The organism is Priestia sp. YIM B13486 (assembly GCF_042787865.1).
Taxonomy (GTDB): domain Bacteria; phylum Bacillota; class Bacilli; order Bacillales; family Bacillaceae_H; genus Priestia; species Priestia megaterium.
Map to the genome: position 1 here is coordinate 506975 of NZ_JBHZOZ010000004.1, position 25215 is coordinate 532189.

Genomic DNA, 25215 nt, shown 5'->3' on the forward strand with positions numbered 1-25215 from the left:
AAGAAGTGCACAGTGCACTTCTTTTTTATTTTGCTTTATAAACCGGTGAATCCGATTGTTTTTGATCAATATTTTTCTTGATTCCTACGTGATAATACACGTAGAGTACAATGATTAAAGGGACACCACAGTAAAGACCAATTCGTTGATCCGGAATAAAAATTAAGCTGATTAATACAAGTCCATACAAACAAAAACCTAGAATAGGAACGAACGGATAAAGCGGCGTTTTAAATTTCAATTCCTTTATGTCTCCTCCTTCCGCTAAAAAACGACGGCGGAACATAAATTGAGAGGCACAAATGGACATCCAAACAATAATGGTCACCATTCCTGAAATCGAAATAAACCAAAGATATACGGTTTCAGCAGCCACGACGCTTGTAATCAACGAGCACCCTGAAATAATCATTGTCACAATTAATGCGTTAATTGGAACACCTTTTGAAGATAATTTCTTCAAAGGTTTTGGCCCCATATTGCTGTTTGACAGTGACCAAAGCATACGAGAAGCAGCATAAACGCCGGAGTTCGCCACTGATAGAACAGCTGTTAAAATGACGAAGTTCATGATATCCGCTGCGTATGGAATGCCAATTTGATCTAATACGGCAACAAACGGACTTTCAATGACACCTGCTGTTTTGTATGGCAGAATAGAGACTAAAACAAACATAGCTAACACAAAGAAAAACAGCGTTCTCCAAATGACGTTTCGAATAGATCTCGGCAACGTTTTCTCAGGACTTTCACTTTCTCCTGCTGCAATGCCGACAAGCTCCGTTCCTTGAAACGAAAAGTTAACCGTTACTAAAGTCAATAAAACTGCCAGTATTCCATTTGGAAAAAGACCTGCGCCTTGGGTGAAATGTGAAAGAAACGGTGCGGGTTCTCCTCCCTTGAAATCGATAAAACCAAAAACAGCAGCTCCTCCAATTAAAATAAATAGAATAATAGCCGTAACTTTAATACTCGAAAACCAAAACTCAGTTTCAGCATAACTTCGAGCAGAAAGAGCGTTAATTAAAAATGTAATGACGCCAAAGATCAAGCACCATGACCATATAGGTACATCAGGAAACCACCTCTGCATTAAAATTCCTGCTGACGTAAATTCAAGCCCCGTCGTATTTGCCCAGCTGAACCAGTACAGCCATCCAATCATAAAGCCTGTAGAAGGCCCTAAAAACCTTGTAGCGTATTCTTGAAAGGAACCTGAAACCGGCATTGCTACCGCTAGCTCTCCTAAACAAAGCATAACTAAGTACATGAGGAAGCCGCCTATTATATATGCAAGAATGGCTCCTCCCGGCCCTGCCTGGCTAATAGTAAAACCCGAACCTAAAAATAGGCCTGTTCCAATCACGCCTCCTAACGCAATCATAAATAAATGTCTGCTTTTCATTGTTCTCTGTAATTGGTTTTGTTCTGTATGTCTATTCATCGGTACCTCCGTTCTTCATTTTCTTATATGTGGTTTGTACAAGCATGCCTACTTTTTAGCATCTGAACAGTTGTTTCTTGAATCAACTTAGGAAGAACTCCGAACGAATAAGGCTTATACACTCGCTCTGTCCACTTATGTCCGTCTTTCCCATATACTCCTATATTGATGGACGGAATATTTAACTCTCGAATTTCACGGAAAGGAATCGCCCCTACAATCCCCCACCCCGGAAAGTTACGTGTAAAAGCATCGATTTCCTCATCTGTCTCATGAAGAGATAAAAAGCTGCCATCCGCTAAGTAGGGAAAAAAATTTTTAAACTGAAACGTCTCTCCCGTCTGTTTTCCAACCTTCTCCACAGCTGCTTGCAAGGGATAAAGAAGCTGCTGATCTCTGCTTTCGTCTTTCTTCAAGTGATTATGAGGCAAGTAAGGCGGTGCAAAAAAGACAATTACGCGCGGACTTTGATGCGGATCTAACTTTTGAAGTTCTTCAATTACTTTAAAGCACCTTGTTCTAAGTTCTAAATGCCCATACTGTTCGAAAGCTCGTTCAATACAAGCCTGAGCATTTATCCCTTTTTGATCCAATTCTTCCAGGTAATCTTCCAAACTCACAACATCCACTTTCCAAGACAAGTTTCGCTTTGGTAAATTCGTTCTCCAAACAAAAAGTTCGTAATAATCAGAAAGTTTTTTCTCCACTTTTTCACATGCTTCGATTGATAATCCAATTAATTGACTCATCACTTCTTTTGCCGTTCGTTCATAGATGAAATAGTTAAAATACAAATGACTGCTTACAGCAGTTTGCACATTATAAGCCTCTTTATTATCTCGTTGATACAGACAGGAAGGTGGCAGTACCAGCTCTCCTTCAATATTTTCAGCTAGATTAATATTGTTATGGATGCTTCCTGTAATCTCAGATGCAATCAAATTAGGATCTATACCAGCAAGCGTATCTCCTACGTGTACCTCCCTTCCGTAAATATAAAAACATGGAAGCAGTTTCCCAGCGGCTCCTGTATAAATATAGCGCGTGGAATCTCCATCGTAAAGAGGTGTAATAAAGTCGGTATTAATCGCTGCTACATATGAAAGATTTTTTTCTTTTTTCAAACGGTTCAGTTCAGAAACGGCAGAAATAATTCCAGCATGCTGACTTTCCTCATCTGGGTTGACCATAAAAAGGACGTTTCCTTCTAATTTATTTGGATGCTTAGTAAAATGCAGCACATTGGCTAAATGTACAGCAATTCCACTTTGCATATCAACGGCTCCTCTTCCAAACATCCATTCACCTGAGCGAGCATCTCGCTGTACATCTTCATTAATGTTATGCGTAGAGAAATAGCGCTGAAGTTCTTCTGGATCTAATGCTATGTCTTTTAATGGACCAAAATCTTCAATGCCAACCGTATCTAAGTGAGCGTGATAAATCATTGTTTGAGCATTTTTTTTGCTGCCTTGAATAAAAGCAAATACATTTTTTCTACCTAGCGTATCGCCATTAATTTTCTGTTCCCAAACGTGGAGGGGATTTTCTTTGAAATAAGGAAAACTTTGAAGCGTGTTTTTAATGAAATCAGCAATCTTTACTTCGCCGCTTGTCCCATTGATACTTTTGATTTTCACTAACGCTTTTGTTAAACATTCAACTTGCTCTTCCATGCTTAGCTGTGAGAGTTGGATATACACTTCTATTCCTCCTGCCTATCAAATAAAAACGTTATTTAGCTGCATATGAATAAAAATAGTACGATATATACATATCGTACTATTTTTATTTATTTTAAACCGATTACTCAGCAAATACTTTTTCAATTCGTTCAATTGCCCAGTCTAACTCTTCTTTTGAAATCGTTAGCGGCGGAGCAAAACGAATAACCGTACTGTGCGTTTCTTTACAAAGCAAACCTTGGTCTTTTAATTTTTCACAATAAGGACGAGCTTCTTCGTGTAATTCTACCCCAATGAATAGACCTCGGCCGCGCACTTCTTTAATAACTGGATTGCTTAAGCTTTGGAGCTTCTGCTTGAAATAAGAACCTAATTCTAATGAACGCGCTGGAAGTTCTTCATCTTCAATTACTTCCAAAGCAGCTAATGATACGGCACAAGCAAGCGGGTTTCCTCCAAATGTTGAACCATGAGAGCCAGGGTTAAAGACACTTAAAATGTCTTCATTAGCGACTACGCAAGAAATAGGGAAAACTCCTCCTCCAAGCGCTTTACCTAAAATCAGCATATCTGGTTCTACGCCTTCCCAATCACAAGCAAACATTTTGCCTGTACGCGCTAAGCCAACTTGTATTTCATCAGCAATAAATAGCACATTATGTTCTTTACATAAATCAGCTGCAGCTTTTAAGAAGCCTTCTGGAGGTAAAACGATACCTGCTTCACCTTGAATTGGCTCAATTAAAAATGCGGCTGTATTTGGTGTAATAGCAGCTTTTAACGCTTCTAAATCACCATAAGGAATGGTTTGAAGCCCTGGAAGCATCGGTCCAAAACCACGTTGATATTCTGCTTCAGACGATAAGGAAACAGCTGTCATTGTACGACCGTGGAAGTTGCCCACACATGCGATGATTTGTGCTTGATTTTCAGCAACGCCTTTCACATCGTAAGCCCAGCGGCGTGCAGCTTTAATGGCTGTTTCCACCGCTTCTGCTCCCGTATTCATTGGAAGAGCCATATTTTTATTTGTTAATTTACAAATCTTTTCATACCATGGACCAAGCTGATCATTATGAAAAGCTCGTGACGTTAACGTTACTTTATCAGCTTGACGTTTTAATGCTTCAATAATTTTTGGATGACGATGTCCTTGGTTAACAGCGGAATAAGCACTTAGCATATCCATATATTTATTATTTTCTGGATCGTGTACCCATACGCCTTCTGCCTTTTCAATTACAATCGGCAGCGGATGATAGTTGTGTGCCCCAAATTTTTCTGTTTGCTCAATGATTTTCACCGTTTTTTGTGTTTCAGTTGTCATATTTACTCCTCCTTATTTTCTAATTAGAATGTTTCAGATGTTGTTTTTGCTTGTATGTGAAGAACAAGATAATCCGGTCCGCCTGCTTTTGAATCCGTTCCTGACATATTAAATCCGCCAAAAGGCTGGTAACCCACAATTGCTCCTGTACATCCTCTGTTAAAATACAGATTTCCAACATGGAACTCTTCACGAGCGCGCTCAATATGCTCGCGGTTGTTTGATAATAAAGCGCCTGTTAATGCATATTCTGTATTGTTTGCAATCTCCATCATATGATCAAAATCTCGCGCTTTAGAGAATGCTACTACCGGACCAAAAATTTCTTCTTGCATGAGACGAGCTTTTTCATCTACATCCGCAAAAATAGTTGGCTGAATAAAGTATCCAGTTGAATTGTCTGCTTCTCCTCCCGCAACAAGCCGTCCTTCTTCTTTTCCAATTTCAATATACGATAATACTTTGTTATACGACGCCTCATGAATAACAGGTCCCATATAAGTTGAAACTTCTTCCGGGTTTCCAACGGTTAATGTTTTTGTTAGCGCAACTGCTTTTTCAAGCACTTCATCATACACATCTTGATGCACAACAGCACGAGAACCAGCGGAGCACTTTTGCCCTGCAAAACCAAATGCAGAGTATACAATTGAAGAAGCAGCTAAATCAAGATCCGCATCTTTGTCTACAACCACCGTATCTTTTCCGCCCATTTCAGCAATAACGCGTTTTAGCCATTTTTGGCCCGGCTGTACTTTTGCTGCTCTTTCGTAAATGCGGCAACCTACTGCGCGCGAGCCGGTAAATGAAACAAAACGTGTTTTTGGATGTTCAACTAAGTAGTCACCGATTTCAGGTGTAGCACCAGGAATAAAGTTTAATACGCCTTTCGGTAAACCTGCTTCTTCCATTACTTCTACAAATTTCGCTGCTACTACAGGAGTGGCATCAGCTGGCTTTAATAAAATCGTGTTGCCTGTTACGATAGCTGCTACTGCTGTTCCAGCCATGATAGCTAACGGGAAGTTAAAGGGTGAAATAATAATACCTACGCCAAGTGGAATATAATTGTACTGATTATACTCACCGTCTCGACTCTGTACTGGAGAACCATCTTTTAACGTCAGGACTTGACGTGCATAGTACTCTAAAAAATCAATTGCTTCTGCTGTATCAGCATCTGCTTCGTTCCAAGGCTTTCCTGCTTCTTTTACAAGATAACTAGAAAATTCATGCTTTCTGCGACGGATGATGGCCGCTGCACGGAAAAGAATATCCGCGCGATGTTCTACTTTCCATTTTTTCCACGTTTCAAAAGCTTTTAAAGCTGACTGCATCGCTTGCTCTGCTAAGTCTTTATTTACTGTAGAGACATATCCAATCACTTCTTTTATATTCGCTGGGTTAACAGACGTAATTTTCTCTTCAGTTTCCACTTTTTCACCGTCGATCACAAGCGGGTACGTTTTGCCAAGCTGTGTATTTACATATGTTAATGCTTCTTGAAATGCCTTTTTATTGTTTTCGTCCTTAAAATTTGTAAATGGTTCATGAGAATAAGAAACTACCATGATATATACCTCCTAGTATGCAAATCTTTGTTTACTTTATAGTTATGCAAATAGCGTGCCAACTTTTAATAAAACTTTACAGCCTATTTGTCATCAAGGTTTTCACCACTTATATCATTCTTTCTTTTTGATAAAGGAAAAAATAATTGGCACGTGTATATTTTTTTTGCACTTTAAACGCCAATATATTTGGCACATAAAATATATTGAGACATACCAAAATCAATCCAATCTAAAAACGAAAAAATCCGAACAAGTTTGATTCTCCATCAAGAATCAAACTCGTTCGGATCTTCCTTCAACTACAATACTTTTGTCTCAGCCTCTTTTCTCTTTGTATATAAAGTTATCTCTTCGTCATTTGAATGGTTTTACAGGATTGTCTTTCAATCATTTTGTGGGGAACGCGCACTTGTTCTGCAACAGCATATGGCGTTTCAATCTGCTTAATCAAGCAGCGTACAGCCTGATAACCAAGTTCAAAAATATTAATATCAATAGATGTGAGAGCAGGTCTAGCCATTTCGGCGATCAGAACATTATTAAAACTGACAATCGAAATGTCTTCAGGAACCGAAATTCCCATTTCATCCAATGTATTTAAAACGCCTAATGCCATTAGATCGTCTGCTACTACCAGAGCTGTTGGACGTTCTTTTAGAGATAAAAGTTCGCAAACAGCTTCTTTTCCTCCCTTTTGTAGAAATTCTTCATGAATTACATACTCGTCCCGGTAAGGAATGTTTGCTTTTTGAATCGCTTTATCATAGCCTGTTAAACGGTCAATGGTAACGACTAATTCAAGACTTCCGCCAATAAAAGCAATACGCTCATGTCCAGATTCAATTAAATATTCCGTCGCTTCTTTTCCAGCTTTAAAATTATCATTATCAACAAACGTGATGCTTTCACTATGTTTAAACGGCTTTCCAATAACTACAAACGGCACGCTCTGTTCTTGCAAATAAGAAAGTACTTGATCATCAACTTTGGAGTACAGCAAAATTAATCCATCCACTCGTCTTCCCTGTACCATTTGAACAACTTCTGCAAAAATCTCTTCTTCCGTTTCTCCAGTGGACATATAAATCGCTCTTTTGTTTTCGTGAGCTCCGGTGCTGATTCCTCTTAGCACTTCGGGAAAGAACGGATTTTGAAACACCTTGTCTGCTGAGCTCGGCATCACTAGGCCGACTGCCTCTGTCGTTTGATTTGCTAGACTTCGCGCAATAATATTTGGGTGATAACCAAGTTCTTTCATAGCCGATCGCACGCGCTGTTTTGTTTTTTCACTAATTCTTGAGCTGTCTGCAATGACGCGAGATACCGTCGAAGGGGCTACATTTGCTAAATTTGCCACATCTTTTATTGTTACACCCATAATTCCACCTCTTAATTATGTTTTCTTCATTAATACTTATAATACTTATCCAATATAATTTGACAACTACGACGCGCTGTCCTTTTTACGAGATTGAGAAATTTTCTTTTCTTTTCTTCTTTTTGAAGATGCTTTATACAAAAAGATGCCAAATCCCGTATAAACAGCAGCAACCGCTGCGATATATCCAATATTAACCCCTGACTTTTTCACTACTTTATATACATTTGTGGTCTCAGGCTCCAATGAAATGTTGTATACATCGTCAACGGGTCGTATAATTCCTTCCGTTATTAACCCTCTTAGTTCATTTTCTTTTCCAACTTTTTTAAGCGGGACATTAATGGCCGAAGTTTCCTTTGTATTATTAATCACAACAAACGTCGTTTCGTCCTTATACCTTCTCTTGTATACAGCCACACCTTGTTGCTCAGACACAAGGGTAAAGCTTCCTTTTCGAAGAGAAGGCGACTTTGCTCTAAGTTCAGCCAGTTTTTTTAAATGATCTATAATATCGGGATTAGCTAAAAAATTCATCATGCCATAATTTTCTGCTCCTTTTCCCCCATTCAGCGCAATTTCCGTTCCATAAAAAACGATTGGTACACTCGGCGAAGTATAAAGATACGAAAGCCCTTGCTTTGTTCGGGCTCCAGGATGATTTTCACTCTTTAATGCTTGTGCTGTAAAACGCGTGCTATGAACATCATCTAAAAAGTTGGCTAAAGGCTGATTACTTCCTTTTCCCCACTTGTCATACAACATTTTCTGCGGACGATTAGTACCGCTAAACGTAGCAGCAGTGGCTTCGGCTAGCGTTCTATCTACAAGCAAATCTACTCCTAACGAATCAGCCTGCTCATTTTTTTTAAATGGTTCCCCGTTTATTTCTCCTATTAATAGAAAAGAAGGATCCATGCTTTTTAGCGTCTTAGAAAAGGATGAAATAAATGCAGAAGGGGCTTGATCGATATCTTTAACGTAATATCCGTCAATATCTGCTTGTTTGCCCCACCAAGCAGCATTTTTAATAAGGTATTTCTGCACAGCGCTTTCTTTTAAATTAAGGTGAGGCAATGCTTTAATTACTTCGTTATCTGTACCGGATTTATTACTTATCCATGTGTGTTTTTCTTTATCTGCTACCCAGGGATGATTGTTACTGATTGTCAAAGGAAATTCGACCATAATTTTTATATTGCGCTCATGTGCTTTCTTCACAAGATTTTGTAAGTCTTTTAACGTTCCAAAATGATCGTCTATTTTATAATGGTTGGTCACCGCATATCCATGATAGCCTGTCTCATCATTTTCCATAAAAGGAGTTAATAAAACAGCGGTAAATCCCATCTCTTGAATATAGTCTAACTTTTGTGCTATTCCCTGTAAATCGCCTCCATAATAGGCATCTGAACGTTCATAGTTAACATTTCGATCATTCTGTTCACTTCCGTTATAAAAACGGTTGATCATCAATGAGTATATTACCTCATCACGTATATCTTTATGATCTTGCGCTGAGGCACTGCTTCCAAAAAGCAATAGTAGTATAAGCAGCATACTTGTCCTTTTCCATTTCATCTATTCCCCTCCTATAGACGAACTGTTTCAAACTCACTTTTGTTTCCATTATAACGTTAACGCTTACATTATTGTTAAATAAGTTGATAAAAACAAAAAAAGTGATTAAAAGTTTTTACTTTTAATCACTTTTTTCCATCTATATGCTGCTATACCGTCTCATTTACGTTCGAGATATGAGGTTTATCCGATACTTTACCAACTTTATTTAATCGATCAATCAATCCAACACCAAATTCAGGATGAAGGTTACCATCTGCTGTCGCTACGAAACTTTCACGAAATTCGTATGCGGATGAACCATGTTCAGCAAAATCTAAACCAGCAATTTCTTCTTGGCTGAGACTTTTTTCTTATTTACATAATAGTTAACGCTTTCATATCTTTTCAAAAAAAAGTAACGCAAAGGAAAAGTAATTCCTTTGCGTTACCCCGTAGAAATAGATGTCATAATTTTCTTTTTCACTTGACTTGTGACAAAGTGCTTTTCTGTAAATACGTCATAATTTTCTTTTCGAATTTTATCAAGAATCGCTCGGTATAAATGCGCCGCTCCTGTGAGAGGCAAACGAGAAGCGACCGGATATTTATGAATCGACTGAAGTCCTTTTATATAATACATCTCCGCTTCTTTGGCCAGGTGCTCCCACATCTCTATAAATTCAGAAGTGACCCACCGGTTCTCTAATAGCATGCGCGTATATCCGTAAGAATTCATAAGGTCTTTCGGTAAATAAATGCGCCCTCGCTCTAAGTCTTCCCCAACGTCTCTTAAAATGTTGGTCAGCTGCATCGCAATGCCTAACGCAACTGCTTCTTCTTCTAATTCTTTATGAGTAGTTGGAGCTAAAATCGGTAAAAGCATTAACCCTACCGTACTCGCTACATGATAAGAGTATGTTTTCACTTCATCAAGCGTATCGTATTCTTTTTTTACTAAATCCATTCTCTGGCCGGTAATCATATCATCAAACGCTTGAACATTCATCTCATATTGTTCAAATACATTGCGCAGAGCTACCCACATGGCGCTTTCGTTTAATAGTTCTCCATTTTTAAATCGGGCAAATTCTGATTCGAATTGCTGCAACTCTATTTCAGGGTTGCATCCTTCATCTACAATATCATCGACTTGACGGCAAAATGCATATACTGCCCATACTGCCTTTCTTTGTTTTGACGGCAGCATGGAAAAAGCTTTGTAAAACGTTTTTGAGTTTTCTTTAATAATTTCTTCACACTGATTGTACGCTTTGTCTAACGAAATGTTCATCATATAGGACCCCTTTCTCTATTAAAGGATAAACCATCATTTCCTTATGGCTTACAAGATCTTAAGAAAGCTTTGCAACCGTTTGAACAGATGATTGTTCAATAAGATGATCAGCTAACATTTTTGCTCCTTGCATAACAATTGGCACGCCTCCGCCTGGATGAATAGATGCTCCGACTGCAAAAATATTTTTATATTCGTACGGCTGGTACTGGGGTCTGAATACGCCTGATTGAAACAGCTCAGGAGCAATACCAAAGCTTCCTCCTTCGTAAAGTCCAAATGCTTGAGCATCATTTGGCGTGCGTACTTTTACCCATTCTATTTCTTTACGAAGCTCTTCAAACCCTTTTTCTTCTAAAGTTCGAATGATTCCATCAACAAAATCTTGCTGATTGCTCCAATCAATGTGGCCGCCTGATGGAACCGGTATAAGTGCATATAGCACACTTTTCCCTTCAGGGGCTAACGATGGATCAATAACAGAGGGATTAAATGTATAAATAGCGGGATCTTCAGGAATCGTTTTATGCTTAAACACTGCTTCCATATGTTTAGCTAAATCATTGCCCATAAAGTATTGATGCACATTGTGATGATCATATTTTCTCTTCAAACCAAGATAAAGCAGCAGACAGCTGGACGAAGGCACATACTTCTTTTCTTTTTTTCGAGCAATTTTCGCCATATTAGGAAAGTCGCCATTTAAAACAACTTGATCAAATGGATAAAGTTTTTCGTCAACAATAACCCCTTCCGTTTTGTCTCCTGATATAGAAAGCTCTTGAACCGCCTTATTCAAATGAATGTTTACACCTTGCTCTATCAGCGCCTTTTCAAGAAGTGGCACAAGACTTGCGTATCCGCCTTTTACGTAATAGATGCCATGAGCATGCTCACTGTAAGGAACAAGGGAATAAATAGCTGGCGCCGAATAAGGATTTCCTCCAATATAGAGAGATTGCAGGGAATAGGCATCTACTAGACGTTCATCATGGAAATACGTTGAAACAAATTTTCTCATTGATTTATTTGCATTCATTTTTTTTAATGCCTTGATGTTTTGCCATGTCCAAAAATCTCGTTTATTTACAAATGTTTTTTCCAAAAATGCCTTACTTCCTAATTCAAATCGCTTTTTTAATTCAGTCATAAAACGCCGGTAGTTTTGCTCTTCGCCTGGAAACAAACGGCTAATTTCCTCTAACTGATCTTTTTCAGTCGCTTTTTTTGTATAGGTCGTCCCGTCTGGAAAATGAATATCATAAAGTGGATCACAGCGTATTAGTTCATATTGAGAAGCAGAAATGCCTGCTTCATCTAAAATACGTTCAAGCATTAAAGGCAGTAAGACAATCGTGGGACCTTCATCAATTTTATAACCATCTTTTTCTACAAACGCCAACCGGCCGCCCAGCTTGTTTTCTTTTTCGAAAATATCAACAGAAAATCCTCGTTTGCTTAATAACAAAGCGGTAATCAAACCGCCTATGCCGCCTCCAACAATTGCTGTTCTCATAATGCACTCTCCATTTCCTTCATGGTTTTAAACGGCTCATTCAGTAATTGTCCGTCTCTTTTTAAGATGAGCTTTGTCGTAATGCGAGATGATTCCAGAATAGTTGGTAGACCGCTTCCTGGATGAGTTCCTCCTCCAACTAGCCAGCAGTTTTCTAATTCTTCAAATTTATTATGCGGACGCAGCACCATCATTTGAGTGAGCTGATGTCCAAGATTAAATGTCGCTCCTTTATAGACCAGCACGTCTTCTTCCCACTGCTTTGGTGAAATGATTTTTTCAACTTCAATATGACTCTCTAAATCTTTGAAGCCCGTTTTCTTTTCTACAATTCTTAATACTGCATCCCGGAAATCTTTTTGTTTTTCATCCCAGTTTACGCCGCTGAAATTATTTGGAACCGGCGCTAAAATATAAAGAGCAGACTTTCCTTCTGGTGCTAAAGTTGGGTCCGTTACCACAGGGTTTTGAATGTAGATAGAAGGGTCTTCTGAAAGAGCTAGCGTTTTTGTGATCTCTTCTACATTTTTTTTATAATCTTCAGCGAACACAATCGTGTGATGAGGCAGATCTTTGTACTGTTTGTCTATGCCTAGATAAATCATGAAAGTAGAACAAGAGTATTTTTTCTTTTCAAGTTTTTTAACTGCATATTTTTTAAGGGTACCTTCATCTATTAAATTCGTCATCGCATGAGCAAAATCTCCATTGATAATGACGTCGTCTGCCCCTATTCGCTCTCCATTTTCTAGAATAATTCCTTTTACTCTCTTATTTTCAACCCATAGTTTTTGGACACCTTGGTTTAAGTGGATGTGCCCTTGATGTTCTTCCACTACTTTTGCCATTGCTTGAGATAGTTGGTTTACTCCTCCTATTGGATGGAAGATACCGTAAGCATGTTCCATAAACGATAAAATAGAAAAGGCTCCTGGACATTCCCAAGGGGACATTCCCAAGTACTTCGATTGAAAAGTAAAAGCTAATTTCAATTTCTCATCAGTGAAATACTTGCCAAGTACATCATAGAGCGTTTTACCTAAGGATAAGTGCGGCAGTGCTCGAATTGCTTCAGGCTTTAAATAGTGATGAAAACGATCCATCTCGCCCTGCAATAAAGGCAGCAAAGCCGCCATCTTTGCTTCGGTGTCTTTCATAAAGCGCTCATAGCCTTCTCCGTTTCCTGGGTATAAACGTTCGATTTCTTCTTTCATCTTTTTATGGTTATCCGTCATCTGAATCTGCGCATCATCGAAAATAAGCTCATACATGAGATTTAGACGTTTTAAGTCCATATAATCATGCGCATTGCGATTAGCAGCTTGAAATAATTCTTCGAAAATCTGTGGCATGCTCAAAAATGTAGGACCCATATCAAACGTATAACCCGACATTTTAATCGCTGAATTTCGCCCGCCCACGTATCCTTGCTTTTCATATACATCTACTTTATAGCCATGACTTGCTAACAGCATCGCTGCCGCTAGTCCTCCTGGACCTGCTCCAATCACGATTACGTTTTTTTGCATACATACACTCCTAATCCTATACAATAGTTATACAAACATTATACAAAGCTTTATTATTAAACACAACGATAAACTGCTTGTCTTTATTCGAATCATAAAATTACCAATAACTAAACCATTAAAATATGACGTTTGTACCATTTTTCCAGGGTTTCAGTACACTTTCCCTTTATTCGGTGCCTTCAAGCTTTTATTTTATATCTATGTAAAGTTATACAAAAATAGACTGCGGTCTTCTTCTCTAGTTAAACGTACAAAAAAGAGAAACAGATGACTTTATTTCATAAAAAAAACCCTCTGTACTGAGAGGGTCCTGTCATTCCACAATTTGAATATTATTGTGAGTAAACCAGACGTGAATTTGAGCTAGATGAGCTAGCAGCTGAGGTCCTGTCATTAATTGACCAAACCACGGTGCTTTAAATCCTTCTCCGCCTGTATCAATAATATGCTTTAACTGTTGCTTATCAAAAAATTCATGAAGAGGTGACTGTTTATCTTGTAAAAGAGATTGAAGCCATACAGTTACAGCTTTTGTATAAGCTGGGTTATGCGTTTTAGGATAAGGGCTTTTCTTGCGATAAAGAACGTCATGAGGCAAAATTCCTTCAAGCGCTTTTCGTAAAATCCCCTTCTCTTTATTGCCCGTCATTTTCATCTCCCACGGAATATTCCATGCATATTCCACAAGGCGATGATCTGCAAAAGGTACCCGTACTTCTAAGCTCGCGCCCATGCTCATACGATCTTTACGATCTAATAAAGTTGTCATAAACCAAATCTGATTTAAATAAAACAGCTTTCTCCGCTGCGCATCTTCTAACGATTCACCCTCTAATTCAGGCACTTCCTTTAATGTTTCTTCATATCTTGCACGCACATAATCTTCTAACTGTAATTTCTTTCTCCATGAACTTTGCAGCAAATCAATTCGAGCATCTAATGAACGCATCCACGGGAAGGTATCCGAAGACAAATCATGTTTTCGGTGAAACCACGGATATCCTCCAAAAATTTCATCCGCACATTCTCCTGATAAGCTCACGACAAAATCTTGTTTGATTTCACGGCAAAACCAAAGCAGCGATGAATCTACATCAGCCATTCCAGGAAGGTCTCTCACCTCTACAGCCTCTGTTAAATGCTGCACAAGGTCCTCCGTTGAAATAATGCAGCGGTGATGATTTGTTTGAAACGTATCCGACATGAGCTTGATATAAGTTCCATCAGAATTTGGCTGAAACTCATTTGCTTTAAAAAATTTATCATTGTCTTCATAATCGATAGAATACGTATGAAGAGAGCCCTTGCCGCTTTCTTTGAACGCATTTGCAGCAATTGCTGTAATAGCGCTTGAATCTACTCCACCTGATAAAAATGTACAAACCGGGACATCCGACACTAGCTGTCTTACAATCGCGTCTTGCACTAAAAATTTAACTTTTTCTGTAGTTTCACCTAAATCATCTGTATGCTGCTCACTTTTCACGTTCCAGTATCGCCAAATTTTCAACCCGTTACGAGTAAGCGTGAGCGCGTGAGCCGGGCGCAATTCATTTATTTCTTTAAATACCCCGTGGCCGGGAGAACGAGAAGGTCCTAAGCCAAACACTTCTGCTAATCCATCTAATCCTACTTCCGCTTTCACCTCAGGATGAGCTAATATCGCTTTTAACTCCGATGCAAATTGAATTCCACCTTCATAAGATCGATAGAATAAGGGCTTCACTCCCATTCTGTCGCGTGCTATAAATAACTTTTCATTGGCTTCATCCCAGATTGAAAAAGCAAAGATACCGTTAAAATGATCTACGCATGATTCTTTCCATTCTATATAAGATGTTAGAAGTACTTCCGTATCTGAATGTCCCTGAAATTGATAACCTCTTTTTAGTAATTCTTTCCGAATATCTTCCGTGTTGTAAAGCTCTCCATTATAGCAAAGCGTATAGAGCTGTTCATTTTTTTCTCTTGTCATGGGCTGTCTTCCGCCTTGAGGATCTACTACAACTAAGCGTTTGTGCCCAAAAGCAACATGCTGCTGTGTCCATACGTTGGTGTCATCAGGACCTCTTTTCGATAAAGTGTCAGCCATTTTTGTTATTGTTGCTGTTTCATTTAAAAGCGATCGCTTTAAGTCGACCCAACCCGTTATACCACACATCGTTTATCATCCTTTCTTTCACGCTCTTGTTTATGAATGAAATAATGCCATTGTATGCACGCAATAGTTACAGTTGAATTGTCCTTATATTTTATTTTCACTTTCGAGTTATAAAGAGAGCTTTTTTAGGCAATAAAAAAATATGGATAAATTTCACACGGAGGTTTGATTATGACTCATTATTCTAAACAACAAGCTCTGAACAATCAGCCGCGTTCCTTCGTGATTGGTACGGTTGAATGTGTTGATTCACAGTGGATTTTCTTTGAAGATGAAAGTGACGAAGCTTCCATGCTCCATGAAGTAATGGATGATACATTAGAACTTCTTATTGATACACGCTGGGAAAAAGCCATTATGGTTGATGACCGTCAAATAAAGCTTCACGATGGAACGTATTTATTGCGAAATGGGGATAAGCTAAGACTGACTAAAAAGCTACCTTATGCATACGAACAGCTTCTTCAATCGCTACCGAAAGAGACCTTTTTATCATTCACTCAGCACTTAAATTCATTAAAATTCTCTCTTTATGATTGTATTTACTGTCACAACACATTATGTTTTTTACCGACAGACGGTGATACAAAAGGTGCTAATTTTATCATTTATGACAATGAGGAGAAAATTTGTGCCGTTCAGCATTTATTCGAACGAGGCACGCATCACCTAGATCGATTTGAATATACCGTTAATGATGGAGAACGTTCAATGAATCTTTTTTTAGATTAAAGCAAAAGAAAAAAGCTATCTTATCCAAGATAGCTTTTTTCTTATCCTAGTACGACATATCCGTAATAGAATACTAAGATAAGCGCAATTACAAGAACTGCCCAAGCAACGCCTGTACGCTTTCTTTTTTCAGTACGAACAAGTACCATTTCCATTCCCACAAGCACTAACACTCCGGCAATTCCTTTAATGAGCGCTGCGCCTTGAAAATGGTACCAAGCTGCTAACATATGCAGACCTGATACTAATACTAATAAGTATAGGAGTCTCGCCACCATATGTAGAATTTTTTGACCTTTAGCTTTACCTGCTCGATGTAAAATCAACGAAACCACAAACGAGATAATTAATAATGTCCAAAGCGTTACATGAATATGTAGTGGAGCCATTCATCTCACGTCCTTTCTGAAAATATCATATCATGAAAACCTTTCCTTCACCAATAATATAAGGAAGAAAAAGGATTTTTAGCGACCGCGTCCATAAGTAGCATACCGAATGAGTTTTTCAAGGGGTCCATCTGAAAATAGGCTCATCCATATCCGGCTTCCCAGCAGTTGAATAAAAATGATAATCCCCGCAATAGCCAAACCTTCTACAATTGAAATATGTCCGTAGTATCCTAACCCATATGAGTAAAAAAGAAATGTGCATACAATGGACTGGACAATATAATTAGTTAAAATCATTCTCCCCAAAAAGGCAAATGGCTGCATGACTTTTTGAATAGATACACTTCGCATAGCTAATGTGACCAACGTTACAATAAAAATTGCTCCTGCCGTTCCTCCAATTGTATCGTGAATATACGATGTCGCTACATTGTGATCTAAAACATAGGGCAATACAGATGATGCTGCATACACGATGAATGAAATAAGACAAAGCCACTTTGTCTCCACTATATATTCTTCTATTTCTTCGAACCACTCGCTTTTTGCCATAAAACCGCCTAATAAAAACAGTGGAAATAGCGATAAAAACAGAAAAGGAACGGTATTTAAATTATATGCGTAGTACCAATCAAGCAAGCGCTGATGAAAGATTGACGCAAAACTTCCGTGTCCATATGCTTGAAGCGCTTGGTCAATAATAGGCTGGTGAATTCCCGCTGCTGTCTCTCCTTCGTTAACAAAAGCCGCTACTGTTAAAATAACAATCATAATCACAGCATAAATGCTAAATATTCCGGTTCCCCACGCTAATATCACTTCTTTCTTTGCTTCTTGAAAAAATAGCATGATCAAAGCAAAGAAGCTGTACATCACAATCATATCACCGTGCCAAATAAATAAAGCATGAATAGCCCCAACGAGAAGCAAAGCCGTGATTCTTCGTACATAAAAAGGCGTAAAGCTTACTTGCCTTTCGTATGTACGCTGGAACATTTTCATAAAACCAAATCCAAACAAAATAGCGAGCAGCGCGTAGCATGTCTGCCCTACAACTACATCAACTAATCCATTAGCAACATAGTTCATTCTTGAACCGTCCAACAAATTATGGTCGTAATAGGAAGCAGGTGAATAAAAATTCGGCATGTTTATGAGCAAAATACCAATAAGCGCGATTCCTTTTAATACATCTGCTGCCTCAATGCGCTGTTCTTTATCAGCTGCGTTCATTTTGAAACGTTTCATTCTTTCACACCTTACATTATTTCATTATTGCTTTCACATTATATCGAACGCAAAAGTTTTTCTTCAATGTTTACTATTTCCATTCCTCTCTTTAATGTTTTGCTTCCTCCCTGCATATAGATAAAGAAAAAGCATTAATCACCTTTTTGTCTAGGCTTCATATGCTGTTACTAGACTAAATTAAAAGGGTGTTTGCCTATGCCTGCCATTGTTGGTGTTGTTAATCTTAACAGTGTTGGTTCAGCCAGCGTCTTTCATATTGGAGATGTTTATACAATAGCCCCTATTTCCACTGCTAAAACATTTGCTGGCGCAGGTTCGTTTAATACAGGTGACGGATTATATGTTGTGAATCAGCAGAGCTCAACCAATACGTCAGACAATGATGTAAATGACCAAAATGTTGCTGGAAATCTATAATAGAAATGAAGCTCATACAGGAGGATGCTTATGAACTTTTACGTGAATCAAAGTATCTGTATTCAAAGTATGAAAATCAGTGCCGTAAGTAACTCTTCAGTACTTCAAATTGGAAGCGTAGGTGTTATTAAACCGAACTCAAATCTCTTTAATACAGGAGGGTTTACAGGCGCTGCACCTACTGAAACAAAAAAAGGCATTCTTGGATCTGTTTCTCCTTCTACCTTTACTCCCGGAACCGGTGCGGGCACTGCCCCAGCTCCTTTCTCACAGTCGTTAACTCCCCCAGTTCGAGACAACGACTGACATGTTACAACCTTCATCGCCATATGTATATATATAACTATTTTCTTTATCAGAAGATAAGGGAATTGAGGTGATTGAAGGTGGATAACATGGACTATATTCAGCAGGTACATCAGTATGTTCAGCAAATGTCTTCGTATATTCAGCAGCAAGAAGGACGCATTGCTCAGCTTGAAAAAAACGTACAAGAACTTCAGAAAAAAATAAAAGAGTTAGGTGAACAGCCACCTATTAAAATTGATAAAATTGAATATAAATTTGAACAGTTAAAAATCGATTCATTAGATGGAACATTAAATATTGGATTAAACCCTCTTACACCTGATAATTTAGAAGATATCATTATCAATGAGAAACCAGAAGTAACGTTTTCGCAAGGAGCTCAGCCACAGGGGCAACCGCCTCAAGGTGAGCAGCCGGGACAACCCGGAGGTCCTGGACCGCAAAATCCTAGCTTAAAACCGTTGAACCGCCAGCTAGAAAAACAGTGGGTCTCTGATATCCACGAAACGATTTTAGCTGAACTTAATCAATATGGATTTTCTATGGTTCAACATGTGCTTGATGAGCGCTCGATGATGATTGATGAATCGTACTACGAGTTTATTTTAGAAGATATTAAAAAGCAGCTGCAGCAGCGGATTACTTTTTATATACAGCAAGTTCAGCCGGAAGAAATGGAACGAAATTTTGAACAAATCAAACCTCAAATTATCGGTAAACTTTATGAAGATATGAAAAAAGGAATTGACGCATTTTTAACGTATTTACCTGAATCTTTAAAGAAAGGTGGACCTCCTTCATGAACTTTAACGTTGTAAACCGCGAATTGCTTGTTGGAGACGTTAGTATTACAGGCGTATCTTCTTCTTCTCTTTTTTTAATTGGTGATGCCAATTACATCTCTCTATCCTCAACATTTGATACGCCGGCTGAATCGTTGATTATCGGACCTTATGTGCCACTATCGTTATCATAAAGGAGCTTACGTATGCTTTCACGCACATCTTCTGTTAATTATATAGAAATTAATTCCTTGTCGGCGAGCTCCTTTTGCCAAATTGGAGATTCAACAGAAATTCATCTACTTAATAAAGCTTTAGCCGATCGGAGACAGTATCCGTTTTTCTACGGTCGAGAAGGAAACTTTGATGATTACGCTATCTTTAATGAGCCTATTCCTCATGGCGATTATGAACCTATTCCCGTTCAAACATGGAATGAAATACCTTTGATCCGCGTTAACAGAATTGATATAAAAGGGTGCTCATTCTCATCAGTTATTCATATTGGATCAACGTGCAATGTTTATGCAGAAGCCCGCATTAAGCATATTCGGGAACTGATCAACGATGAACCTTCAAAGGAAGCTGAAACAGGAACATCAAGTAGTGCTTCTTCACAAGCTAGCAGCAGTGAGTGAACCTTTTAAAAAGCTGCTCATATACTAAATTAATATCATGAAAAAAGGGTGTGAATCTCATGCCAGCAATAATTGGACCCGTTAGTATCATGAGCGTCGGAGGCGGTGTCGTAACGTTTGGAGATACGTTTTATGTTTCTCCAAAAAGTGCCGCTAAAACAGCGTCAGGCTCTGGTTCTTTAAATACAGGTAACTTTGTTAATACTAATAACGGCATTTCAGGAACAAATACGTTAGATCCAGATTTATTCGATCAAAATATAGCAGCAAATGCTTAAAAAAACCCCTTATCTTTGCTATTAAAGCGGATAAGGGGTTTTTTATTCACTTGGATTTTCGGCTGTTTGATTTCTTGGTTTTAGGTAATTTAGAAGAAGGCTGTTTACGAATCCATTTAATAAAAGAGCTAATTTTAGAATCAGCTTGTAATAAAGAAATCGTATTAAGACGAATGGCTAATTCATCATTTGTGTATAACGCATGAATTTGTTTATGACACGGAATACATAAGTTTGCTGTTGGTTCAAATGCTCCGCCCATTTCCTTTGGCGTTAAATGATGTACGGTCGTCAAGACATCCTGCCTTCCGCATAATTCGCATGTTCCTATCCGCCTGTCTTTTTTCTTCATATAGATTTCCTTCCCTATAAAGTTTCTACTCTTACACTAGTTCCTTTGCCAGAAGGCTCGGACGGCTCAACAATCAAACGTTTTGGCAGGCGAGCACGAAGTTCTTGCACGTGACTGATGACTCCAATTGATAAATTATTGGACTGAAGTTTTTCAAGCGCTGTTACCACGGTATCAAGAAGCTCTCCATCAAGCGTTCCAAATCCTTCATCTAAAAAGAAAAACTGCAGCGGATACTCTCCTCTTAGCTGAATTTGTGCAGATAATGAAAGGGCCAAAGCCAGGGAAGTTAAAAACGTCTCTCCACCAGATAAAGTTGAAACCGGACGTTTTACTCCTCCATTTGCATCATCTCTCATAATAAAGCCGCCTTGGGAATCAACTTCAATCGCATAGCGCTGACGTGTTAATATACCCAGACGCTCTGAAGCATCTCGGCTAACGGACATCAGCTGTTCTTCAGCAATATATTCCACGAAAGCATTTCCTTTAAATACTGTTTGAAGCTTTTGATACTGTTCAAATAACGCTTGTTTTTCTTCACGGTCCTGTTCAAGCACTAAAAATCGCTCATGCCGTTCTTTGACGCTTTTTAACGTTTGCTCAGCTGCTCCCTTGAGCTGAACCGCTTCTTTCACAGCCGCTTTTATATCATGAAGCAGCTGCTGAGTTTCTTCAAATTGGTGCTCTTCTATGGACTGGTGATTCAGCTGAATATTTAACTGTTCAATTGATGACTTCATCTGTTTTATATTGTCCCAATAAGCCTGAACAGTTTCATCCAACAATTTCATCTCATCATGTGATAACAAAGCTTGCTGAACTTCTTTTCCTTCGCTGAATAAAGAATTCCCTACCGCTTCTTCCCATTTTTCAGCTGCCTTTTTATACTGGATATGAGCTGTTTCTAGGGACTCGCTCGCCGCTTTTTCATCCATTTGCAGCGTTTGATACGCTTTTTGAAGAGTCTGCCAATGTTGATATGCCTGCTGTTCATTCGTCTCTAACTCCGCAAGTAAAAGAACTGTTTTTTGCAGCGCCTGTTCAATATCTTCTTGATCTGTAAGCGTACGCAAGCGTTCAATTTGCGAGTGAACAAGAGATTGTTTATGAGACAGCATTGCTTTTAATTCTGTAAATTCTTTTTCGCCCGCATATTTCTCTTCTTTTAGACGTTCGATTTTCTTTTGCTGATTTTCAAAAAATACGCTACTTTTTTCAATTCGAGCCTTTATTGTCTGCTCTTCTTTTTCTCTTTCAGTCAGCTTTTCATTAATTTTTTCCATCTCTTCAAATACAAAGGAAGGATAGTCTTGTTGAAAAGCTTCTTTTCCTGCTTGTAGCGCCTGTTTTTGCTGATTTATCTTTCCTTCTAATTCAGCTTGTTCTTTTTGATAATGAGCAAGCTCTAATTCAATCTTTTCAAGACTTTGCTGGACCTTTTGTATCTGCCCAAGAATTGCTTGCTGTTTTTCACTTACCTGCAAATAATCCTGCTCAAGAGATTTGATTTCAACTTCTATTTTCTTAGCATAATGCCCAAAGGCATCTGTATCCATTTCTCCTAAAGCAGGAACTTCGCCAGCTTCATTCATAAACTCAGCTAACTCAGGTATTTTTTCAACAAGAGGTTTAGCTAGCTGTTCAAGCTGCATTTTGAGCGACGAATAGCTAAATCGCTGTTCACGCAACTGATTGACTTGATCTTCGAACTGATCCGCTGATTCAGTTGTGACGTCACCTTCTTGTTGGTGTAACACGGGGTTAGGGTGATGCTCAGAGCCACAAACCGGACAAGGCTCTCCTTGGGTCAGCTGCTCGGCTAATTGATGAGCCAGACGGCGTGACCATTCTTTTTCTTTGCGTCTTTTTAGATGGCTCATTAAACGATCTGCTTGTTGAAAAAGCTGCTGAAACTCTTTTTCCCGCTCACATACAGTGTGATACAAGCCTTGAATATCTGAAAATAACCCTTTACTTTGTTCTATTGTTTGCTGATCTCTCTCTTTGTGTGTTTGTTTTTGTGTGTACAAATGCTTAAGCCGTTCGGCTTTTTCTTTATACGTTTTTTGACCTTCATCTAGGTTTTTTTTATCGTTATTCCATACTTGATAACGGTAAAATGCTTGCTGAACAGCCTGCCGATAATCAGGTTGAATCTCCACTTTTGTTAATGTTTCCTTTAACTCTTTTTGAAGAGTCAAACCTTGCTGATACCGCTGATCCGCTTCCATTAATTCATCATTTTTCGTTTGAATTGCCTGCTGCTTTTGCTGAAGAGAAACTTCCGCTTCTTTTATTTCTTGCTGACCTTCTTTAATTTGTTTTTGAAGATCAGAAGCTTGTTGAAGCTGTTCTTTTTGAACAACCAATTTGGGCTGCTGTTCATTTTTTTGTAAGCGAGCCTGCTCATATAAGTTATTTGAGCGCTTATATTCCTCACTTTTTTGAACAATTTGTGCTTTTAATTTTTCTACTTTATCTTCATAAAGCTTCTGCTGTTTTTCAGCTTGTTCAAATGTTTCTAAATAGGGAAAAAGACGTTCTGCCTGCTGAGCTTTCGTCAGCACATCTTGCTTTTGTTTAATCTCCTCTTCCTGCTTAGAAGCATGCACTAGTTTTTCTTCTAGCATTGTTTTTTCCTGCTGCGCTTTCCAAAGAGACGCCTGCTGATCGTATCTTTCCTGCAAATCAGACGCTTCTTTTTCTCGTTTTTCCAAAAGTACAATGCTATCACTTACAAGTTGCTGGGCTTCCGCTACTTTCTCTGTTGAAGCTTCACCTAATCCCGTTTGTTCTGCCGTAATCTTATCTAGGTCTGTTTTTAGCTGCTGAACTTGATAGCGTATTTTCTTACTAAGCTGATCTCCGTACTGCTCGAGATTAAAAAGACGCTGCAGCATTTGACGGCGCTCCGTCCCTTTTAATGATAAAAACTCTGCAAACTTTCCCTGTGGTAATACAACAGCTCTTGTAAAATCATCAATAGTTAAACCGAGAAGTTCCTGTACCTGCTGATTTACATCATTCGTTTTATCTGCTAATACGTACGTTTCATCTTCGATTTCAATCAATCGACTTGAAGCTGATTTCACACGCAGTTCATCCGTTCGTTTGAAGCTTCGTTCAACAGTATAGCGTTTTTTATGACTAGCGTTTTCCAGCTCGAACGTAAACGATACTTTCAGTTCATTTTCCCCGTGATTTAAAATTCCTTGTGTATTATTTGCTGCACGCTCTACTTTTCCGTATAAAGCTAGTGTAATGGCATCCAAAATGGAGGATTTCCCGCTTCCTGTAGGACCAAATATTCCGAAAACACCGCCTGAACACAGCGCTTCAAAGTCGACAGTTTGTTTTTCTCTAAAACTGTGAAGCCCCGAAACGGTCAAGTTAATAGGTTTCATTTTTCATCCTCCTTTCCCGATACTTCTTCATCGTTAATCAAGGTTAAAAACAGTTTGACTAATTCATCATCAGGTGCCCCTCCGCCGGTTTGCCTGCTGTAGAACTTTGTAAACAGTTCTTCGATCGGCACTTCTCGCTGTGAACGTGTTTCAAGTGCTAGTTCTTCTGCTTTGAATACTGGACGGATATGAATAAAGCCTGGATGAAGCTTGCGAAGACGATGGATTTCTTCTAATGAAAGTGCATCTTCTACGTGAACTTCTAAATCAACCCATGCCTGCGCATCTTTCTGTTCATCAAGCCACGTATATACTTCTAGCAGTCCGTTTTTTGCTTTCCAACGTGTCAAAGGCTTTCCGCTGGATAATGGAATTTCGGTCATTTCGACCTCTTTTCCTGGCTGAGCGTCTAAAATGGTAACAGACTTTGCATAGCCTGACTCTGAAAAGCTATAGGCAAGAGGTGACCCAGAATATCTTGCAAGGGTGCTGGCGCGATTGATCATTTGCGGGCGATGCAAATGTCCTAGAGCTACATATTGAGCATTAGCAGGTAAACTAGTTGCCGCCACCGTATAAGCTCCTCCTACTTCAATTGGACGTTCTGAGTCCGTTGAACTTCCCCCTGCTACGTAAATATGACTCATGGCAATATTAACGGTATCTGTTGTGAACTGCTCACTCATTTTATCAAAAATACCTTTTACTCTGGCATCATATGAGTTTCGAAGAGCCAGCTCATCATTTTCTTCTGCTAACAGTTCCTTTAACCTTGATTCAGATGGGTAAGGAAGAGCCGCAACCTTTAACACTTCATCTGATGTAGGAATGTGAATGCTTTCTACATCGGTAGTAGGCAAACCAAGAAGCGTAATATTTTGATGAACAGCTAATGGAGAAGCCGCCGACAGCCGATCTGGGTTGTCATGATTACCTGCAATAACAATAATCGGACGTTTTCCATTGTTGCTCAACCTAGACATACTTTCGTAAAAAAGCTGCTCTGCCGCTGCTGGAGGGTTAACCGTATCAAAGGCATCTCCCGCCATGAGAATAGCATCTATCTTTTCTTCTTCCACAATGTCTGCCAGTTCATCTAAAAACTGTGCTTGCTCAGCTAGACGGCTTCGACCTTCTAACGTTCGCCCCAAATGCCAATCCGCTGTATGTAATAAACGCATGT

At 38.9% G+C, this 25215-nt stretch carries 22 protein-coding genes; 7 read left to right on the forward strand and 15 right to left on the reverse strand.

The features are described 5' to 3' along the window. Positions 1–25 precede the first annotated feature (25 nt). The 10 genes from ACFX4G_RS14510 to asnB all read right to left on the reverse strand — a co-directional run bounded on the left by ACFX4G_RS14510 (position 26) and on the right by asnB (position 15474). A complete protein-coding gene (locus tag ACFX4G_RS14510; protein WP_013081723.1) occupies positions 26–1444 on the reverse strand; it encodes an amino acid permease in 1419 nt (472 codons plus the stop codon). Positions 1445–1467: 23 nt separating this feature from the next. Beyond that, positions 1468–3147, reverse strand: coding sequence for a M20/M25/M40 family metallo-hydrolase (locus ACFX4G_RS14515; RefSeq protein ID WP_377575399.1), 1680 nt, complete (start codon positions 3145–3147; stop codon positions 1468–1470). 103 nt (positions 3148–3250) lie between these two features. After that, positions 3251–4456: an ornithine--oxo-acid transaminase gene (locus ACFX4G_RS14520; RefSeq protein WP_013055371.1), complete on the reverse strand. Its 1206-nt coding sequence runs from the start codon at positions 4454–4456 to the stop codon at positions 3251–3253. Positions 4457–4479: 23 nt separating this feature from the next. Continuing rightward, entirely contained in the window at positions 4480–6027 is a 1548-nt protein-coding gene (gene pruA / locus ACFX4G_RS14525; RefSeq protein WP_377575402.1) for an L-glutamate gamma-semialdehyde dehydrogenase, read from the reverse strand. A 346-nt stretch (positions 6028–6373) separates the two neighbouring features. Beyond that, complete coding sequence (locus tag ACFX4G_RS14530; protein ID WP_043980528.1) at positions 6374–7408, reverse strand: LacI family DNA-binding transcriptional regulator; 1035 nt, start codon at positions 7406–7408, stop codon at positions 6374–6376. A 66-nt stretch (positions 7409–7474) separates the two neighbouring features. Then, positions 7475–8989 carry an alpha-amylase family glycosyl hydrolase gene (locus ACFX4G_RS14535; RefSeq protein WP_377575405.1) on the reverse strand — a complete coding sequence of 505 codons (1515 nt, stop codon included), beginning with the start codon at positions 8987–8989 and terminating at the stop codon, positions 7475–7477. Between the two features lie 427 nt (positions 8990–9416). Next, complete coding sequence (locus ACFX4G_RS14540; RefSeq protein ID WP_016763013.1) at positions 9417–10265, reverse strand: phytoene/squalene synthase family protein; 849 nt, start codon at positions 10263–10265, stop codon at positions 9417–9419. 58 nt (positions 10266–10323) lie between these two features. Then, positions 10324–11781, reverse strand: coding sequence for a phytoene desaturase family protein (locus ACFX4G_RS14545; RefSeq protein ID WP_377575408.1), 1458 nt, complete (start codon positions 11779–11781; stop codon positions 10324–10326). Further along, the gene (locus ACFX4G_RS14550) at positions 11778–13310 is read right to left on the reverse strand and encodes a phytoene desaturase family protein (protein ID WP_043980535.1); all 1533 of its coding nucleotides are present in this window, start codon (positions 13308–13310) and stop codon (positions 11778–11780) included. The genes ACFX4G_RS14545 and ACFX4G_RS14550 overlap by 4 nt, the downstream gene beginning before the upstream one ends. Before the next feature lie 316 nt (positions 13311–13626). Beyond that, entirely contained in the window at positions 13627–15474 is a 1848-nt protein-coding gene (asnB, locus tag ACFX4G_RS14555; RefSeq protein ID WP_025749930.1) for an asparagine synthase (glutamine-hydrolyzing), read from the reverse strand. A 171-nt stretch (positions 15475–15645) separates the two neighbouring features. Between asnB and ACFX4G_RS14560 the strand changes: the two genes are divergently transcribed. Continuing rightward, positions 15646–16206 carry a DUF2777 domain-containing protein gene (locus ACFX4G_RS14560; RefSeq protein WP_016763009.1) on the forward strand — a complete coding sequence of 187 codons (561 nt, stop codon included), beginning with the start codon at positions 15646–15648 and terminating at the stop codon, positions 16204–16206. A gap of 41 nt (positions 16207–16247) precedes the next feature. On the opposite strand, the gene ACFX4G_RS14565 is transcribed toward ACFX4G_RS14560, so the two are convergent. After that, positions 16248–16595, reverse strand: coding sequence for a DUF1516 family protein (locus ACFX4G_RS14565; protein WP_013055360.1), 348 nt, complete (start codon positions 16593–16595; stop codon positions 16248–16250). 78 nt (positions 16596–16673) lie between these two features. After that, positions 16674–17846, reverse strand: coding sequence for a DUF418 domain-containing protein (locus tag ACFX4G_RS14570; RefSeq protein WP_377575411.1), 1173 nt, complete (start codon positions 17844–17846; stop codon positions 16674–16676). Between the two features lie 198 nt (positions 17847–18044). On the opposite strand from ACFX4G_RS14570, the gene ACFX4G_RS14575 reads away from it, so the two are divergent. The 6 genes from ACFX4G_RS14575 (at position 18045) to ACFX4G_RS14600 (ending at position 20273) form a co-directional block, all read left to right on the forward strand. Further along, positions 18045–18266 carry a spore germination protein gene (locus tag ACFX4G_RS14575; protein ID WP_013055358.1) on the forward strand — a complete coding sequence of 74 codons (222 nt, stop codon included), beginning with the start codon at positions 18045–18047 and terminating at the stop codon, positions 18264–18266. 30 nt (positions 18267–18296) lie between these two features. Then, positions 18297–18572 carry a spore germination protein GerPB gene (locus ACFX4G_RS14580; protein WP_016763006.1) on the forward strand — a complete coding sequence of 92 codons (276 nt, stop codon included), beginning with the start codon at positions 18297–18299 and terminating at the stop codon, positions 18570–18572. Between the two features lie 89 nt (positions 18573–18661). Further along, positions 18662–19378 carry a spore germination protein GerPC gene (gene gerPC / locus ACFX4G_RS14585; protein ID WP_043980887.1) on the forward strand — a complete coding sequence of 239 codons (717 nt, stop codon included), beginning with the start codon at positions 18662–18664 and terminating at the stop codon, positions 19376–19378. Continuing rightward, entirely contained in the window at positions 19375–19551 is a 177-nt protein-coding gene (locus ACFX4G_RS14590) for a hypothetical protein (protein ID WP_013055355.1), read from the forward strand. The genes gerPC and ACFX4G_RS14590 overlap by 4 nt, the downstream gene beginning before the upstream one ends. A 12-nt stretch (positions 19552–19563) precedes the next feature. Further along, on the forward strand, positions 19564–19995 hold the full coding sequence (locus ACFX4G_RS14595; RefSeq protein WP_028407429.1) for a spore germination protein GerPE: 432 nt from the start codon (positions 19564–19566) through the stop codon (positions 19993–19995). Positions 19996–20054: 59 nt separating this feature from the next. Continuing rightward, entirely contained in the window at positions 20055–20273 is a 219-nt protein-coding gene (locus tag ACFX4G_RS14600) for a spore germination protein (protein WP_025749935.1), read from the forward strand. Between the two features lie 46 nt (positions 20274–20319). On the opposite strand, the gene ACFX4G_RS14605 is transcribed toward ACFX4G_RS14600, so the two are convergent. Genes ACFX4G_RS14605 through ACFX4G_RS14615 form a run of 3 tightly spaced genes read right to left on the reverse strand, consistent with a single transcriptional unit; the run spans position 20320 to position 25213 of the window. After that, positions 20320–20625: an HNH endonuclease gene (locus ACFX4G_RS14605; RefSeq protein WP_013081707.1), complete on the reverse strand. Its 306-nt coding sequence runs from the start codon at positions 20623–20625 to the stop codon at positions 20320–20322. Between the two features lie 14 nt (positions 20626–20639). Continuing rightward, positions 20640–24032 carry an SbcC/MukB-like Walker B domain-containing protein gene (locus ACFX4G_RS14610; RefSeq protein ID WP_377575414.1) on the reverse strand — a complete coding sequence of 1131 codons (3393 nt, stop codon included), beginning with the start codon at positions 24030–24032 and terminating at the stop codon, positions 20640–20642. Continuing rightward, on the reverse strand, positions 24029–25213 hold the full coding sequence (locus ACFX4G_RS14615; protein ID WP_043980880.1) for an exonuclease SbcCD subunit D: 1185 nt from the start codon (positions 25211–25213) through the stop codon (positions 24029–24031). The genes ACFX4G_RS14610 and ACFX4G_RS14615 overlap by 4 nt, the downstream gene beginning before the upstream one ends. Between the last annotated feature and the right edge of the window lie 2 nt (positions 25214–25215).